The sequence below is a fragment of the Paenarthrobacter sp. FR1 genome, from assembly GCF_051106045.1.
GTDB lineage: Bacteria > Actinomycetota > Actinomycetes > Actinomycetales > Micrococcaceae > Arthrobacter > Arthrobacter nitroguajacolicus_A.
Map to the genome: position 1 here is coordinate 220,716 of NZ_JBPFSF010000003.1, position 15,350 is coordinate 236,065.

The 15,350-nt window shown below is 58.7% G+C and carries 8 protein-coding genes; 4 read left to right on the forward strand and 4 right to left on the reverse strand.

Features of this window, described 5'->3' with window-relative positions; all coding sequences use genetic code 11:
• Positions 1-540: 540 nt before the first annotated feature.
• The gene (locus ACR30Z_RS07970) at positions 541-5,034 is read right to left on the reverse strand and encodes an nSTAND1 domain-containing NTPase (protein WP_434371969.1); all 4,494 of its coding nucleotides are present in this window, start codon (positions 5,032-5,034) and stop codon (positions 541-543) included.
• A 220-nt stretch (positions 5,035-5,254) separates the two neighbouring features.
• On the reverse strand, positions 5,255-6,529 hold the full coding sequence (locus ACR30Z_RS07975) for a hypothetical protein (RefSeq protein ID WP_434371970.1): 1,275 nt from the start codon (positions 6,527-6,529) through the stop codon (positions 5,255-5,257).
• Between the two features lie 341 nt (positions 6,530-6,870).
• On the opposite strand from ACR30Z_RS07975, the gene ACR30Z_RS07980 reads away from it, so the two are divergent.
• Both ACR30Z_RS07980 and ACR30Z_RS07985 read left to right on the forward strand, forming a co-directional pair.
• Positions 6,871-9,153, forward strand: a complete 2,283-nt coding sequence (locus tag ACR30Z_RS07980) for a CHAT domain-containing protein (protein WP_434371971.1) — start codon at positions 6,871-6,873, stop codon at positions 9,151-9,153.
• Positions 9,154-9,830: 677 nt separating this feature from the next.
• Positions 9,831-10,862: a DUF4192 domain-containing protein gene (locus ACR30Z_RS07985; RefSeq protein ID WP_434371973.1), complete on the forward strand. Its 1,032-nt coding sequence runs from the start codon at positions 9,831-9,833 to the stop codon at positions 10,860-10,862.
• A 40-nt stretch (positions 10,863-10,902) separates the two neighbouring features.
• Here the strand turns inward: ACR30Z_RS07985 and ACR30Z_RS07990 are convergent, their stop codons facing one another.
• Both ACR30Z_RS07990 and ACR30Z_RS07995 read right to left on the reverse strand, forming a co-directional pair.
• The gene (locus ACR30Z_RS07990; protein WP_434371975.1) at positions 10,903-11,793 is read right to left on the reverse strand and encodes a nucleoside hydrolase; all 891 of its coding nucleotides are present in this window, start codon (positions 11,791-11,793) and stop codon (positions 10,903-10,905) included.
• Positions 11,794-11,850: 57 nt separating this feature from the next.
• Positions 11,851-12,462: a TetR/AcrR family transcriptional regulator gene (locus tag ACR30Z_RS07995; protein WP_434371977.1), complete on the reverse strand. Its 612-nt coding sequence runs from the start codon at positions 12,460-12,462 to the stop codon at positions 11,851-11,853.
• 188 nt (positions 12,463-12,650) lie between these two features.
• On the opposite strand from ACR30Z_RS07995, the gene ACR30Z_RS08000 reads away from it, so the two are divergent.
• Both ACR30Z_RS08000 and ACR30Z_RS08005 read left to right on the forward strand, forming a co-directional pair.
• Positions 12,651-13,985 (forward strand): MFS transporter, encoded by a 1,335-nt coding sequence (locus tag ACR30Z_RS08000; protein WP_434371978.1) that lies wholly within the window; start codon positions 12,651-12,653, stop codon positions 13,983-13,985.
• Between the two features lie 39 nt (positions 13,986-14,024).
• Complete coding sequence (locus tag ACR30Z_RS08005) at positions 14,025-15,296, forward strand: glycoside hydrolase family 1 protein (RefSeq protein ID WP_434371980.1); 1,272 nt, start codon at positions 14,025-14,027, stop codon at positions 15,294-15,296.
• Positions 15,297-15,350: the final 54 nt, after the last annotated feature.

The following is a 15,350-nucleotide window of genomic DNA, read 5'->3' on the forward strand; positions in this document are numbered from 1 at the left end:
CGGTGAGCGTCCCTTGGCCATCATCGACTTCACCCAGTAGGCGATCAGTCGGTAGTCGAGCTTGTCGACGGGTACGTGCCGACGACCTTCTTCACCTGGAGCTCAAGCATCGTCTGGTAGGTCTTCACGGTCCCGATCGAAGGCCGGATCAGGAGGTCGATGTGCTCCTGAATAGCTTCCCCTGAGCTGTGACAATACAGTGCCCGAGGTGGGACTCGAACGGGATTCCAGGCCTTGCAAACACTGGGAAGTGGCGGAAACATGCGGAATCCGGGCCGGTCCGGTGGCTGTACGAGGCAGTTCGAGGCGGAAGGTGTGGACATTGTCCACGCGTCCTTTTTTACCTCCAGTTGGCTTCCGCCGAAACACCTTAACCGACGCCGAACAAGACAGGCGTAGCCTAGCTGCAAGAATGCTGGTTCGAGGTCGAAAACACACGCCAGCCCACCAAGTATCCATTAGGTTCCCTCCTTTCTTAAGTTCATCGCGAAGACGAGCTCAAGCGACATGCCCAGCAAACAAATTGCTCGGAACTGACGGTTAGCGGCGTTCAGCAAGCTCGATGGCTTGGTCGACGCCGTAAACGCCGAGTTCCACCAAACGATCGAGAATGTCGAGAAGTGCGGAGATTCGCTTTTTGTCAGGGGCCTGCGCCAAACCTCGAACAACTAGATCCGCGATATAGTGTGCGTCGCCAGCAGCACCAGTTCGGATGTCCCCAACGTCGCTGCCGTAAACGTCGAGGAATCGATGCGCGGCTAAATCAACCAGGTCGTCGACCTTATCGGGGGCTTCTTGCAGAGCGATGAGAAGTTGTGGGGTGGCGTGGGCGTAGGTCGGAGACGCGATCAGGTCCGAGAGGAAATCAACGAAGGGACGCAAGGCCTGACCCCTGAGATGGCGGGCGAGCGCACCCACCTCCTTGCGAACGTCATCGGCATCGTCGTGCATAAGTTGGCTCAGGGCTGCCAGGACAAGTTCTGAGTTTGCGGCCCGGTCGACCCTGGAGCTGCACACAAGGGCTGCGCCCGCCCGAGTCGCGTTGTCCCCAGCAAGCGCTCGTTGCATGAGTTGAGGTCGTTCCCACTGGAGGGCTGCAAATGCAGCCATGGACCCGCCCGCTTGCCGTACTTCTTCCTCTCTTGATTCGAGCATTCGGTCGATGACTGGGTCGATTCGTTTGGGGTCGACGTTGCCGATGTACATCATCAGGTTGCCGACGAGGTCGGCGGCAAGCAGAGTGTCGTCTGCGGCGATGAGTCGCTCGAAAGCTTGATATGCCGTTGGCCTTGCATGTCGCAAGCAAGCCGCGATGGTGTGGGCTACACACGACCGTACGCTCAGGGCCGGGTCGCTGGCGAGGGCTAGCATGTACGGCTTGACCAGCGCCGTCCGCTCGCCGTGCACGTCATGGACCAGGAGGTCGCCGAGTTCTTCGGCGAGACTGCCTCTCGCCGTGTTTATACCGTTCTGGCGCAGGTCGCGACCACGGTGTTCTTTATTTTGCGGCTTGAAGACGGGTGAGTCGTCTTTTGGGTCTGGTGCGTACTGGGCACGTTTTCTGACTAGGTCGACGATGTCGAGGGGCGTCTCGTCGAGGACTCGCCGGACGGACCATCCGAGCCAGCGGTCACACTCCGTGAGACCGAGGCTCATGATGTGTCGGATGGCATCGAATACCGTTGGTTGCGCGTTGGATGGGATTGTCGCCTCACCGAATCCCCAAAGGATCGCGCTGGGGTAGGCCGGATTGATCGTTGGTGTCATTTGGAGGGCGAGGGCGGCAAACCTGTGCGGGTTCTCTATAGTGCGGTTCTTGAGGACCTGCGACAGTTCGTGGGCGCCACCGACCGAGGTGCCCCGATCGCGGTCGTTGTCGTATTTGGCCATGGCGCGAAGCCAGTGCTTGTCCGACATCATCGCCGCCGCTGAGTCGCCGATGGGAGAGCCGACCGTGTAGCTGATGATGCCAGTCGGTGGCGGAGGGGCCTTCAGTCCGAATTTCCTTTGGTACTCAGCAAGTCGTCGTTTGCCCAGTGCGCTGAGGCGGCGGTAGTCCAAGGCCGACAAGAATTTGAAGGCCGTATATCCGAACCACTGGAAGCGTTCATATGGGTTACGGAGGTCTCTCAGTTCATCTTCGAGACGGACGTGAACCTCGTCGGCGATGAGCGGTGCGATAGCTTCGACAACCTCTCTTGACAGCCAGTAACTGTCTGAGAGGTAGCCGCTTTTAAGACGGTTGCCGCCTTCGAGGATCAGCTCGGCTGCCCAGTCGCTGAAGTGCGCGGGACTGGCGATGAACGCACGGAACAATAGCGCTTGCGCGGAGTCATGCTCGTTTGCCGCGAGGGTCCGAAGTATAGGCGTGATTGCTTCTGGGGCGGTTGACGCCAACTTCATAAGTGCACTGGCGGCTCCGTTGTAGAGAGCGTCGTCAACGTCGTCAATGCCTGCCGACGATGGAAGACGGAGACTAAAGTGTCGGTCGTAAAGTAGGTCCTCGCTGTGCCGCTCTTCGGATGTCACCTGCATAACGGCGAGAAGGTATGGAACGACTGTTTCGGTGAAGGCCAGAGGTTCGTGCCTAATTGTCTCTTTGATGAGCTCAGTGGCACTGTAGTCGTGCAAAGCGAGATTACTGACTTTGCCGTCCGTGCCTGTGACAAGCGCCGAAGGACTGTCGATAAAGCAGGCGCCCAGCAGGTCGATCGCCCAAAGTGGTTCGCGCGCGGCCAGGTCATGAGCGGACAGCCAGAGATTCTTGTCAGCCGGGTCGAGCTCTCCGGCTCGCACCGCACTCAGCATGAGATCGAGAAGGGGCCGGTTCTCGTGGAGATCGGCGCGCAGCGTGAGCCGTTGGAGCCACATCGGGTAGTCGGGCGCATCTCGCCTCGCCGAGAGAAGTTGTACGGCTAGTGTGCCGTGCTCCGTTCCGGCGTTGGTGAGCCAAGTGATGCCTCGTTCGCGCATCGTCTGATCTGAACTGTCGAGCCACGTCTCGACGAAACCGCGGCGGTAGACGACTTCAAACCAACTCGGGCGGGCTATTTGCTGCCATAGACGTCTCATCAGCGTTGAGTCTCCCTCGTCGAATCGGAGAACGAGGTCCAAGTCTTCATCCGTCGGGTCGCTTACATTGGCGAAAACGATCATGACCGTCTCTTTGATATGGATTCGGATGGACGATTCAGCCAGTATCGCCTCGACTTCCGTGCGGAAGCGTGCGGGATCACGTTCACGCAGCAGTCCAAGAATCTGACGCACCTGGGCCCGCCGAAAAAGTTCTTGCTCCTGCGCGCAGAGGAACTCGACCATTGACTGCTGCCGGGACAACCATTGCCGCGCGAACGTGTAGTCGAAGAACGTTTCATGGAAGAAGGAAACGCGATCGCCATCGATAGCCAATATTTGCTCAGACGCCAGCACCTGGGCATCTTTAATGTAGTCCTCGGCATCGAGGATCTCGATACCAACGGAAAGAGCCTGTTGATCGCTTGCGGCGTTAGCAATGCGAGCAAGCACGTCATTAAAGCGAACCTCCGGACGATAGTCGTTGATAGTCTGCCGCTTGCGCTGCCAAAAGGCCTCGAATAGCGATCCGCGCGAGGTGAAGTTAAGCGCTCCGGGTTGGCCCGCGACGCTTTCGAGGAGAACGAGGTTTAGCGGCGACCTTAGCAGCTCCTTTTGCGACGACGTGAGCGCGGCGGCGTCTAGATCCATCGCCTCTAAGGCAACAGTGACGGCTTCCTCGGGCAGTGGCCCGATCGTGAGCCGCTCAACGTCCATCCGGGCATCGAGCTTGCGAATGCGATGATCGTTCTCCACGTCAAAAAGGCGGCAGGCCAGGATGACCTTTACCCCCTCAACTGCCGTAGCCTCGTGGATCAGATCCTCGATGACGTCATAGCGTTCGGACAGTCGTCCCGATACGAGTGAAACGGCGTCGAGCTGATCGATGACCAAGAAAGCATCTCGCCCGTCGGCGGCCATTCTCAGTGCCGTCACAGGCGAGCTCGTCAGGCCGAGCTGTGCCCCCAACTCGGCAGTCGAACTGAAGGCTCCGCGGCGGTCAAGTCGGAAGGCCAGTACCTCAGCGCCTTTCGACTCAAGGACGCTCACAGCCTGATAAAGGACCGAACTCTTGCCACCGCCACCGGTGCCTACCACTAGCGCCAAGCGCGTTCGTCCCAAAAGGTCGACCAGATCAACGGACTCCGTGCGGGGGATGGATGGGGTGAGTAACTCCCGCTCTACGGTCCGCCGCCAACTCGTCGTTGCAGCGTGGACCTCGTCATAGGCGGTTCGTTTCGCTGCTGTCTGGCGGGCGTAGATGCCATAACTGGCCAGTCCATCGAGCAATTCGCGCCTTGTGAGGCGCTTACGGAGGTTATTCAGAAGCACTGCGCCGACTGCGACGGGTAGCAGCGGCTCCGCGGCGCCCTCCAGCACCGTTGCGGCGAACATAGCGTTCGTCTTAACGAGCTGCTGTTCGTCACCGACTTCGAACCACATGCCTCGAATCACCTGCCACGCGCCCTCAGCGCTGCCAAAGATGTCGGGAGCTGAAAGTTCGTCGAATGCCGGGCCCAACTGATCGGTGAGTTGGTGGTTTATGAATTGGTCCACGTCCGTGGACTGTCGTGCCCACTCGCTAAGCACGCGTAGCCGGCCGCACGGCGTCATTGAGCTGAAGTGATACTCCCGACCGTTAGTGACATGCCTCGCTGCGGCCGCGAAAATGCCACGACTCCGCAGGGCTGCGACGGTCCAGTGGTCGTTGATGCTGTGCTGACGTTTCACCTGAGTCACGACAACGGTGCCCCGTTCATCGACGAAGGTGAACTCAGAACCGTCGGAAAGGTCCGGATCGAGATCCTCGAGGGTGATAGAGCGCCGCTCGTCTTGGATGCACTGCAACGCGTGGTGGACGGCCCAGGACAACTCATACGTGTTGCCCAACTTGTCGGCAACCCCGCCGCCGGCGCTATTTCTACGCAGCGCCTTTGCTGGTGCCTTGTCCTCATCCTTCATGAACACCATTCTCGCTGCTGGACCCATTAGATCAGCGACCTGACGCGTCGGACTCGCCGCTCGACCGATATCTAGTACAGCGCTTCCGCCCTGAGACTGCATCGCTCGGCGGCAACCTCGGAATGGTCGCTTCTGGATCCCGGCCACGGCTTTCGCCTTCCAGAATCTCGACCCCACCACCTGAAGATGGCTATTGGCAGTCATTGCGCTGTTCAGTGCATTACATGCCGATCGAGGCCTTTATCGCGGCACTAACGACTGCAGCCCCCACGTCCTCGGCAATAGAGAGCACCCAGTTCCCTGCGCGGGCGAGATGACTCATTGCAGCGGGGCCGTCACCCGCCTCAGCAGCCCTTTGAGCTTTACCGGCTTCAGCTGTGGCATCATCCTCTTCTGGAGATGCTGCAGTCGCTCGAGCTTTGGCCCTAACTAGCTCGAGTTCGCTTGCCAGCGTTCCGAGGTCCAGTCTGTCCTTCTTTTGTAGCCAGAGCTGGTTGAAACTTACGTGATGGACGTGGGCATTAGGGCCAACTGCTGCTGCCTGACCACTAACCTCATATTTGTCTCCCACCACTACCTCCGTAACTCGTTCTCGCGTACTAGGTCCATAATGTCCATCTAGCTCTATCAATTGTTGAGAATATCGGGCAACCTCACCCTGATCGTCCAAGTCCAGAAAATCTTGCTCGAGAAGCGAAAACTCCTCGATGAGGACGGGCTGCAATGCTTCGAATTCGAAGGACTCAACTTGACGTGGACGATACTCCACAGGTATCGACGAAGCGACTGCCGCAGACTTATCTGTAGTGAGAACAATTAATGGTCGAAGGGCGCCGCGAACTGCGCCCAAGGCATATGCGTCGCTTGCACTTGGATCGCCCGCTTCTAGGGCAACGGCGACATCCGCATGCGAGATCGCGTCCCACCAATCGGACTCCAGGACTGGTGGCCCCTCCGTCGGGTTGAGAACCAGCGGCTCATATCCTAAGTTGCTATCCAAAAACTGCACAAATGCATCACGCTGCGGCGAGTTATGGTCACCAAGGACCAGGCAAGACCTCTTAGACTCTGATGACTGGTAGCGAGGCCCGGGTTGTTCGCCTAGATACGCGCGGAGCGTTCGAAGAGCTTGTCGATGCTCCCTGGCCTGGCGAAGGAACGACCTGTGAGAAAATCTCTGCTGCAGGACCCGATGAGGAACGACACCCGTGGGCAACGTATCTTCAACAAAAACAAGCAGCGGCCGACGCCCACGTATAGCCAACGAAATTTCGAAGTCTATGTACGGAGAAATTTTCGATCCTCGGTCTGTTAGCACGGCGACCATACCGTCGCTATAGTTGAGGTGCCTTTCCAGTTTTGCGCCGTTAATCGCATCCGAAGGCGGATCTAGACTTGGCACAAGGTTCTCACTCTTCATGAGGCGAGCAAAATAATCGTTGACAGGCACATCCCGCGACCTATAGCTGTGCGAAAAATAGACTATATTGGGCATTGGCCACCATTCCGGCTGAGTGTAATCTGAAACTTCATGGGCACAGACTACCTTGCGACCGGGGCTCTGGCTCTAGGCGTCAACGCTATCCCAGTGCTTTTTCTACGCCCGATTCACTGGGATGACGCAAATCCACAAAGTTGCTTAGCTGATCCGCTATACTATCGATTGAATGGCAAGATGGGTCCATGAGTTCATCGTTACTAGCCGAATTCGAAGAGGGCCGCCTAAAGTGGCTTGAGTCGATAGTCGCTAGGATCATTGACAGCCGTCTCGAGGGAACATTCGCAAACAACGAGGCGAACCTTTCGCCAACTGAGACAGCCCTCCTAGTAACACACGTGGGGCTTAGCCACGTTTACGGGATTGCAGACTCCGACACAGCCGTACAGGACTATTTACCTGAACAAGTAGTAGTCACATTGATTTCCAAGCACTGGCGAGTTGGTCATTTCCCCGCTGAGCTTGCGCCGTCTTTGGAAAATCTTTGGGCGTGTTTGTACCGGCTGGGCCTGGACACTGAAACAGTACGTGCCGAAGTGGCAAAAGCGCTTTTGAACTCGCAGCTGGGGCGTCGAATGCAAGGAGAAGCCCTTCATCGGCTTGATCCAGACTCGGTGGATCGAAACGTACTCACGTACTTAGAAAAGAACCCACTTACGCCATCTAACCTTGCGTCCTTGGGCTCTTTTGCTCTGGACGCTCCGAGCAGTCACCTCCCCATTGTTCATGCGTTGTTAATGGACCAAGAGCTTGAGGCCGCCCATCTCGTCACGATGCTGGAGCTAACAGCCTGCCTTCCAGACAATGCACAAATGGCGTGGAACACCGTCGCTCTCACTACAGCCAGCAGGCAAATCTTGATGTATTCCAGCATGCCGGGCGGATGGCCAGGACCCGGCCAGGACGACGTTCCCGATTGGGTTAGAGACTGCGTCACCGTAACGGGCGCACGGATGACCTACGCTTCTGCTGGCTTCGTACCCGGCTGGCTGTTTGTCGCAGAGTCACAAGATGAATTGAACGCAGTACGTCGGTGGGCTTACAACACTCAGGGCTCCTTCTTCGCAGGCTTAAACGACTCGGGTGACCTTGTCATCGGCTTCGAGATGACCCTTCCAAGTGACGGTGAAACTGTTCAGACTTCTTGGTTGTATCCGCTTGATGATGCACTGAGTCTCTCTAGAGTCAAGACCATGGCGGCTATGGGTTTGATTCGCATAGATATTTACCGGATTAGCTCCAACGCGGAACTTGAGTATGTCTATTCTTACGGATGCTCCCTACCAAGGGTACTGGTTGATGCGCTTTACAATCACTTGGCAGCTCATGAGCTACCGCATGAAAGGGTGCGCACCATTTCGCCTTTGTCTGCCCCACAGCGACTCTTGATGATGGCCCAGATAGAGCAACATGCATTCGACGGCCTGCATGACAATCTTTCCGCGGATGTGAACAGCCGACTCGGTATAGCATTCAAACGGTACCTGGAAATCGTGGACGCTTCTACCGCGGCTGCCTTCAATGGCCACCCTGTAGACACGCAAGCCTACGAAACCGCGCGCGAAGTCCTGCGACAGACCATCGGCTCATCCAGGGAGCGATTCACTGAGCCAATCGATCTGAAGGAACTTGGTGAAGACCGCGCCTATGCTCAGTTCCGATTTGCCAAGGATTCTCCGAGACGGCTCGTGGCGGATATTGCTTATCTTGATGAAAGTGGTGCGACCGTTGTCGACTCCCATGAGCTGGCAGGAGCGTATAGCGCGGCATGGAGTATCGAGCGCCAGAGCGCCGCCCTGGCTGACGGGTTTCACGATATCGCGAGTTTGTTGGAACTGGGCATAAGCAAGATGGTAGTGAACCCTCATTCCGTTATCTACAACTTGCCTTACCACGAGGCCCTGCTTCGCTTGGGATTTGATCAAGTTTCGTACTGCCATAGGGCAGGGACACTGACCCGCAGACGTTCCACTGAGTCGACCGGTTCAGTAGTCCATGGATACGCGGGAGAGGGAAAACGACACATCAGGGCCGTGGACATCGAGCTACAATTCATAGGTGAGTTGTATGAGTCGGCTCATAATGAAGTGTTTCCGACTAGATTGCCTGCCGTCGCGCATTTCGCTGGCCATGGACACTCAGGCACCAGGAATTACGAAGTAGGCATCGAAATCGATGCTCAGGAGCCACCCCTGTCTTCGGCGCGAGTACTGATGGAATTTGATGCTGTCGACACAGATTTGGTCTACCTGTCGGCCTGCTCAACTGGCCGTGGATCATATGGAACGCTTCAACTCGCCGAAACAGTTCCTCTGGATGTTGCATTCATCGAGAAAGGGGCACGTTCGGTCCTCTCAACAGCCGCCCCCGTGAACGATGCCGTGGCGTGCTTCTTTGCATGCGTCTTCCATCATTTGAGGAGGAGCGGCGATGACATCTGGAAAGCTTACGTGTTGGCACGCGAGGCGACACGAGACCAGAGGACACCATACGACCGGTCAGGCTTGGACGAGATGCTAGACCGAATCTGGCCGAATTGGCGAACAGATCTTGCCCAAGGCTCTGCGACTTACCCTGACGACTGGCAGCTTTTCCGGCTATCGGGAAGGCACTGGGACTAACAATCTCATTGATTCAGTCGGGAGTTGTTTTATGGGTCAAAGGGACAGGTCTCTACAGACCCAAAAAGGATAGCTGCCGCGCCTCAGCCGATTCCGTGCTCGAATTTCGTGCCGGACGGGACGTACTTGTAGTTTGTTACAGCCGTCTTGGTCAGAGACGGGAGGGCCTGCCTCTGGCTGCACCCTAGAAGGGAATCAGCACAATAATCCCGCACTCGTCCACTGACGGGTCGTCTCGTTGGCATTAATGTAATGGATGGCTCCAGCCAGCTGCTGGAGAGTGGTGACATTGTCACCCTCGGTCCAGCGCGTTCTTCGATTCGAGAAGCGTCTTGACCACGCATGCCCCAACGCCGGAGCCTACGCAAGCGCCCATAACGGCGCATATGTCGGGACTGGAAGCAGCCCTCGGCCGACCCGGCGCAGGAATCCCGCCAAGCGATGGCACACATCGAAGAATAGGGCAGCTCACGTCATGGCGCCGCGCATCAGCCTGCCCATGAATGGGCAAAAGCAACAACGCTGTTTGTCATTCTGATATCCCGATCACGGCTGGACGGTACTCTTCCTAGCCAGGGCGCTGACGCGGCGGACCCGGTCCTTTGAGTTGCACTTCGGCCCCTATCAGAACGGCCCACAAGACCAAAGACGCAACGCACGCGCAAAGGAAAAGGGCAATGAATGCGCTCACCATCAAAGATCCGTCAGACCTGCTCAGCTTCATCGGGCATACCCTAGGGTTCTGGCCCCAGGAGAGTCTCGTCTGTATCACCCTGGACAAAGGCAAGGTCGGCGCCACCCTCCGCATCGACCTGCCCCGCCAACCCGGCACGGAACTCCCCTATGCGCGCACCGTCAGCAGCTACCTCACCAGCGACACCAGCGCGACGAGCATCGTCTTCGCCCTCTACACCTCAGCCCGCAGCGAACCCGGCCAGCCCAAACCACATGCAGCGACCATCGCCGCACTCACCGGAGTCCTCGCAGAGAACGACATCACCATCCGCGACGGAGTCTTCGTCGGAGGAGACACCTACTCCCCCTTCGACAGCGAACCCGGTCAAGACATCAGCCTGCCCCTCAGCACCACTGAATACAGCCGCGTTAACGCCGAGTTCATCTACCGCGGCAGCACCATCGAACCCACCAACCGCATCATCCTCCCCACACCGGCCCACGAAGCAGACGACGCCACCGCCGTCGAAAACCGCATCAACACCATCCGCACCCAGGCACCTCAACAAGCGGCACTGCAAGCCAGCCAGATCTGGACGGGCATGCTGGAGTCAAACGGCTTCCCGACCGACGAGGACTGCGACGCACTCATCGCGAACTTCCAATTCCCCCACATCCGCGACCGGCTCATGGCAGACATCCCCGGCCTCGACGAACCACCCCAACACATCCTCTTCGCCCAAACCAAGACCGCGCCGAAGTGGTCACGAATCGAATGGGCCCAACAACTCCTCATCCACGCCTACACCAGAACCAGCCCACAATACGCAGCACCCATCCTCACTACCATCGGCTACATCAATTGGTGGGAAGGCCGAGGATCCAAAGCACACCAATACCTCCAACTCGCCCTCGACACCGACCCCGGCTACCGCTTCGCCAGGCTCACCGACCAAATGCTCGGAGCCGGAATCATCGCCGGCTGGAACACCAACAAAGACACCGCCTACAAAACCAGGCTCGACATGCCATAAACCACTTTTTTCGAGTCCGAACACATCTACCGAAGGTCCGTTACAGGTAAGCGGCTGCAGAGTTCGAGTCACCGGGCAGTCGTCGCGGGTCTTGTTGTGCCTGCAACCGAAGACTGGCAAGAAAGTCGGCAACGACCAGCCTCGCATCAACCCGGTTGCACATTCGCCGGCGCGGCGTGGCGCTCGTAGTGTCGAATGTACTGGTCACTTCACTGAGCCCCGTGACAACCAATGGTGCGCTGTCACCCAGGCACCACAACGGACCGAACTTGATGAAGTCCGGGACTTCCAAGCCACGAAAGTGATCCCATAGCCACGTACCGACCCGGCCGCAACCCCTTAGCGCTTCGTCAAGCTCTGCAACGGAAACTACGACTCGTTGATAGGCCTCTAAAGGAAACTGGTCAATGTCGAGCTGCTGATTCGCGAGGACGAACTGGGCAGCCATTGGGTCAGTGAAGTAGTTGTACTCGTCATGATCCGTTCCCGTGGAAGATCCACCGACCCACGCCAGCTTGAACCGTGGTGCGATGTCCGGGGCCTCAAGGAGGGCATCAGCCACGTTTGTGAGCGGACCTGCGCACACCAACGTCAGCGGCAAATCGTCGTCCGCGCGCACTGCGTCAATGATGGCTTGGGCCCCCAGGTTTCTGCGGAGCCGACCTGTGAATGTCGAATCTGGCCCGGCTTGCACGGCTGAGGGGACCGGGTGCTCCAGAGTTTGAAGTAGGTCCAGTGCTAGTTGTGCTCCGGCCTGCGTCTTGCCTTCCGGCGGCCCAAACATGGGGTTGGTCAGCGAACTTGTGATTGCTACGATCCGATTAGCAGGTGCCATGGCATGGTGGGCCAATGCGACGAGTCCGTCGGGATCGCCGGCCCAGTCGTTGTCCAGGACCACTCTGCTCGTAGCTGCGATTTCTACCATGGGCATGTAAATTTGAGCCTCTCCTGAGTGGGACTGCGAAGGTCGAATGTCGCGGAAAGACGCTTAAGGGGCCTTGATGAGGTCCATGAAGCCTTGAAGGTGCTCGGCCATGTCTACCGACTCATCGTAGAGCCAGGCCAGCTGGATTCCCTCCACGAGCGAGGTGATCTGACGGGCCACCACGATGGGCGAGATGCCATCCCGTAGGCGTCCAGCCGCGAGTTCACGGTCCAGTTCAGACCTCACCGAGTCGACAAAGTCCTGGCTGCGGCGGAACAGGAAGTCATGGGCCGGGTGGTCTGAACTGATGGCCTCCGCCCGCAGCGTCGCGTCAAGATGGATCACCCCCCGAATTCCCGCATTGTGCCGCATAACGGCAGGCACGGTTTCAAGGAGACCTTTGTCGCTGATCAACTCCGTCCTCCATGGCCCTTCCCGCTCTTCGCGGAGGACAAGCACGGCCTCCAGGAGTGCTTCCTTGCTCCCGAAGTGGTGAAGAAGCGCAGTGTGACTGGTGCCCACCGCCTCCGCTATCTGGCGGATCGACAGGCCCAGGTAGCCCTTTTCAGCGAATACCTGGAAGGCTGCTTCAACCAATTCAGCACGCTTCTTGGCCCCGTTGGCGTAGGGGGCGCGCTTACCTGTGCGGGCAGGCCCGCGGGTTTCCTGATCCATGTGTGGACCTCCTCTGAGAAGAGGCTACCAAGTTTCTTTTCCACTTTGGAAAAGAAATCTTTGGGAAAGTATTCCAATGTGGTCTAAGTTTGGTTAGCGTTGCTAGAAAGGTCCGGCGGTAGCCGCTCGGAGCCTGCATCACCGGTCACAGGGAGCCAACGGTGGCTCTGGTCCAAAGGAGGATTTTCATGGGTGACCCCACTACCCCGGCGCAGGTCATGGAACCTGCCGGGAACGCAGCCATTCACTCAACAGCCGCTGCAACGCCGACGTCGGGCACCGCGGCGCAGCAGCCAATCGCGCAGCAGCCGATGTCGCCCCGGAAAACCATGGCATTAGTCCTCACCGCTGCTTTGGGCATGTACATCATGAGCCTGACGCTGGGAACGGCACTCTCGCTCCGTCTGGCAGTCGTCGATCCGGCGAGCAAAGAGACGAGCTATGGCATGGCCGTTTCCATCAGTTCTTTGCTTCTGATCGTCACCATCCCGCTCACCGGCGCACTATCCGATCGCACCGCGGGCCGGTTCGGCCGGCGTCGTCCGTGGATCATCGGCGGGTTGGTCCCCGCTCTGCTCGCCGCGGCTGTCATCGGCACAGTGCCGTCAACTCCCGTGATCATCGCCGCGTATGTCATCGCCCTGGTTTCGGCGCAAGCCGCCTTCAACGCCTACGCCGTGATTCCCATCGAGGCCCTCCCAGACAACAAGCGGGCACGGGTCATGGGTGCCATGGGCATGGCCGGCGCGCTGGCCATGTCAGCGGGGTCCTACATTGCCGCTTGGCTGGTAGATGCCCCGCTGCTCATGATGTGTGTACCCGTTCTGCTGGCGATCGTCTGCAGCTTGCCGCTGCTGGTCCTCTACAAGGACCCCGCAAAGACCCGCGCTGAACTGCCGGCCTTGGACCTCAAGGGATTGGCGAAGTCCTTCCTTGTTGATCCGAGGAAGCATCCGAACTTCGCATGGGCTTGGGTTTCACGGTTCCTGGCCGGCATTGCCATGACGGCACTGTTTGCCTACTTCATCTTCTTCCTGATGGATGGACTCCACATGCCGATCGCCGAAGCCGGGAAGAGCGCGGGCTTGCTCACCCTGATATCTGCTCCGGTCAGCATACTTTTCTTCACGGTCTCGGGCTGGCTTTCGGACAAGATCGGACGCCGCAAGCCGTTTGTCATTGCCGCGGCTCTCCTCATGGCAACGGCTCTGGTGCTCGGTGCCACGGCAACGTCCTTCGAACAATTCGTTGTGGCATGGATTGTGTTCTCCATGGGCCAGGCGATGTACCTCACCGTCGACCTCGCCCTGTGCGCAGCTGTCCTCCCGGACGCCCGCGACACCGGCAAGGACATGGCCGTCTTCAGCCTCGCCCTCAGCATCCCCAACATCATCGTTCCGGCAGCCGCACCGGCCATCCTCGCCATCGGCAGCGGCCACAACTACGGGCTCCTCTGGTTCGCCGCCGCTGCACTGTGTGCCTTGGGCAGCATCACCGTCACGTTCATCAAGGGCGTCCGCTAAACAGCGGCTGCCGTCACACAAACTTCGATAAGGAAAACCATGACAAAGCCCCAAACTTTCCCCGGCGATTTCCTCTGGGGAGTCGCCACAGCTGCCCACCAGGTCGAAGGGAACAACGTCAACAGCGATACCTGGTTCCTGGAGCAGTTGCCCGGCACGATCTTCGCCGAACCCTCCGGTGACGCGATCGACCACTACCACCGCTACCGCGAGGACATCGCCCTCATTGCCAGTCTCGGCTTCACCACTTACCGCTTCTCCCTGGAGTGGGCGCGGATCGAACCTGAGGAAGGTCAGTTCTCGACGGCGGCACTCAACCACTACCGTCGCGTCCTGGAGGCGTGCCACGAGCACGGCCTGACGCCAGTGGTGACGTTCCATCACTTCACCTCGCCGTTGTGGCTTTTGGCCGCCGGAGGTTGGGAAGATGCAGCCACGCCGGAACGGTTCGGTCGGTACTGCGATCGCGTCACTGAGCACCTTGGCGATCTGATCGGGGTTGCCTGCACACTGAACGAGCCCAACCTTCCGTGGCTGCTGAAAGAGATCGGCATTGGTGGCGGTCCCGCAGAAAGCCGCGGTCAGGTGCCGGTCTGGGCCGCCGCAGCCGAGCGCCTCAACATCGAGGCAGCGAAGGTGGCTCCTTTCCAATTCACCGTGTCTGAAGCAGGCTTCGACGTGAAACTTGCAGCGCACCATGCCGGCCGCGACGCCATCAAGGCCCGCTACCCCGAGCTGATGGTGGGCTGGACCCTGGCCAACACGGACATTCATGCCGCACCAGGCGGAGAAGTCAACGCAGACCGTATCCGCCGGGAGGTCAACGAGCGGTTCCTCGAAGCCTCCCGGGGAGATGACTTTGTGGGAATTCAAACGTACGGACGCACGGTGTTTGGAGCTGAGGGCCTTGTCCACGCCGAGGATGGAGTCCCCACCAACCAGATGGGTGAAGAAATCTACCCTAAGGGCTTGGAGGCGACCATCCGCGAGGCAGCCGGCATTGCCCGGGTCCCCGTCATCGTCACTGAAAACGGCCTGGCAACCGAAGACGACACCCAACGCCTGAACTACCTCCGCACGGCGGTCGCCGGTGTCGCATCCTGCCTGGCGGACGGCATCGATGTCCGCGGCTACATCGCCTGGACTGCCTTCGACAACTTCGAGTGGGTATTTGGCTACGTTCCCAAGTTCGGCCTGATCGCGGTGGACCGAACCACCCAGCAGCGTACTCCCAAGCCAAGCGCCCATTGGCTGGGTGGTGTGGCACAGAGCAATGGTGCCGCCCTGGACCTCGCAATCCAACCGGCATAGGCCGGCCTGATCCTGCCCGTACTGCAATCGAACCCGCAAGAACTTTGGAGATCA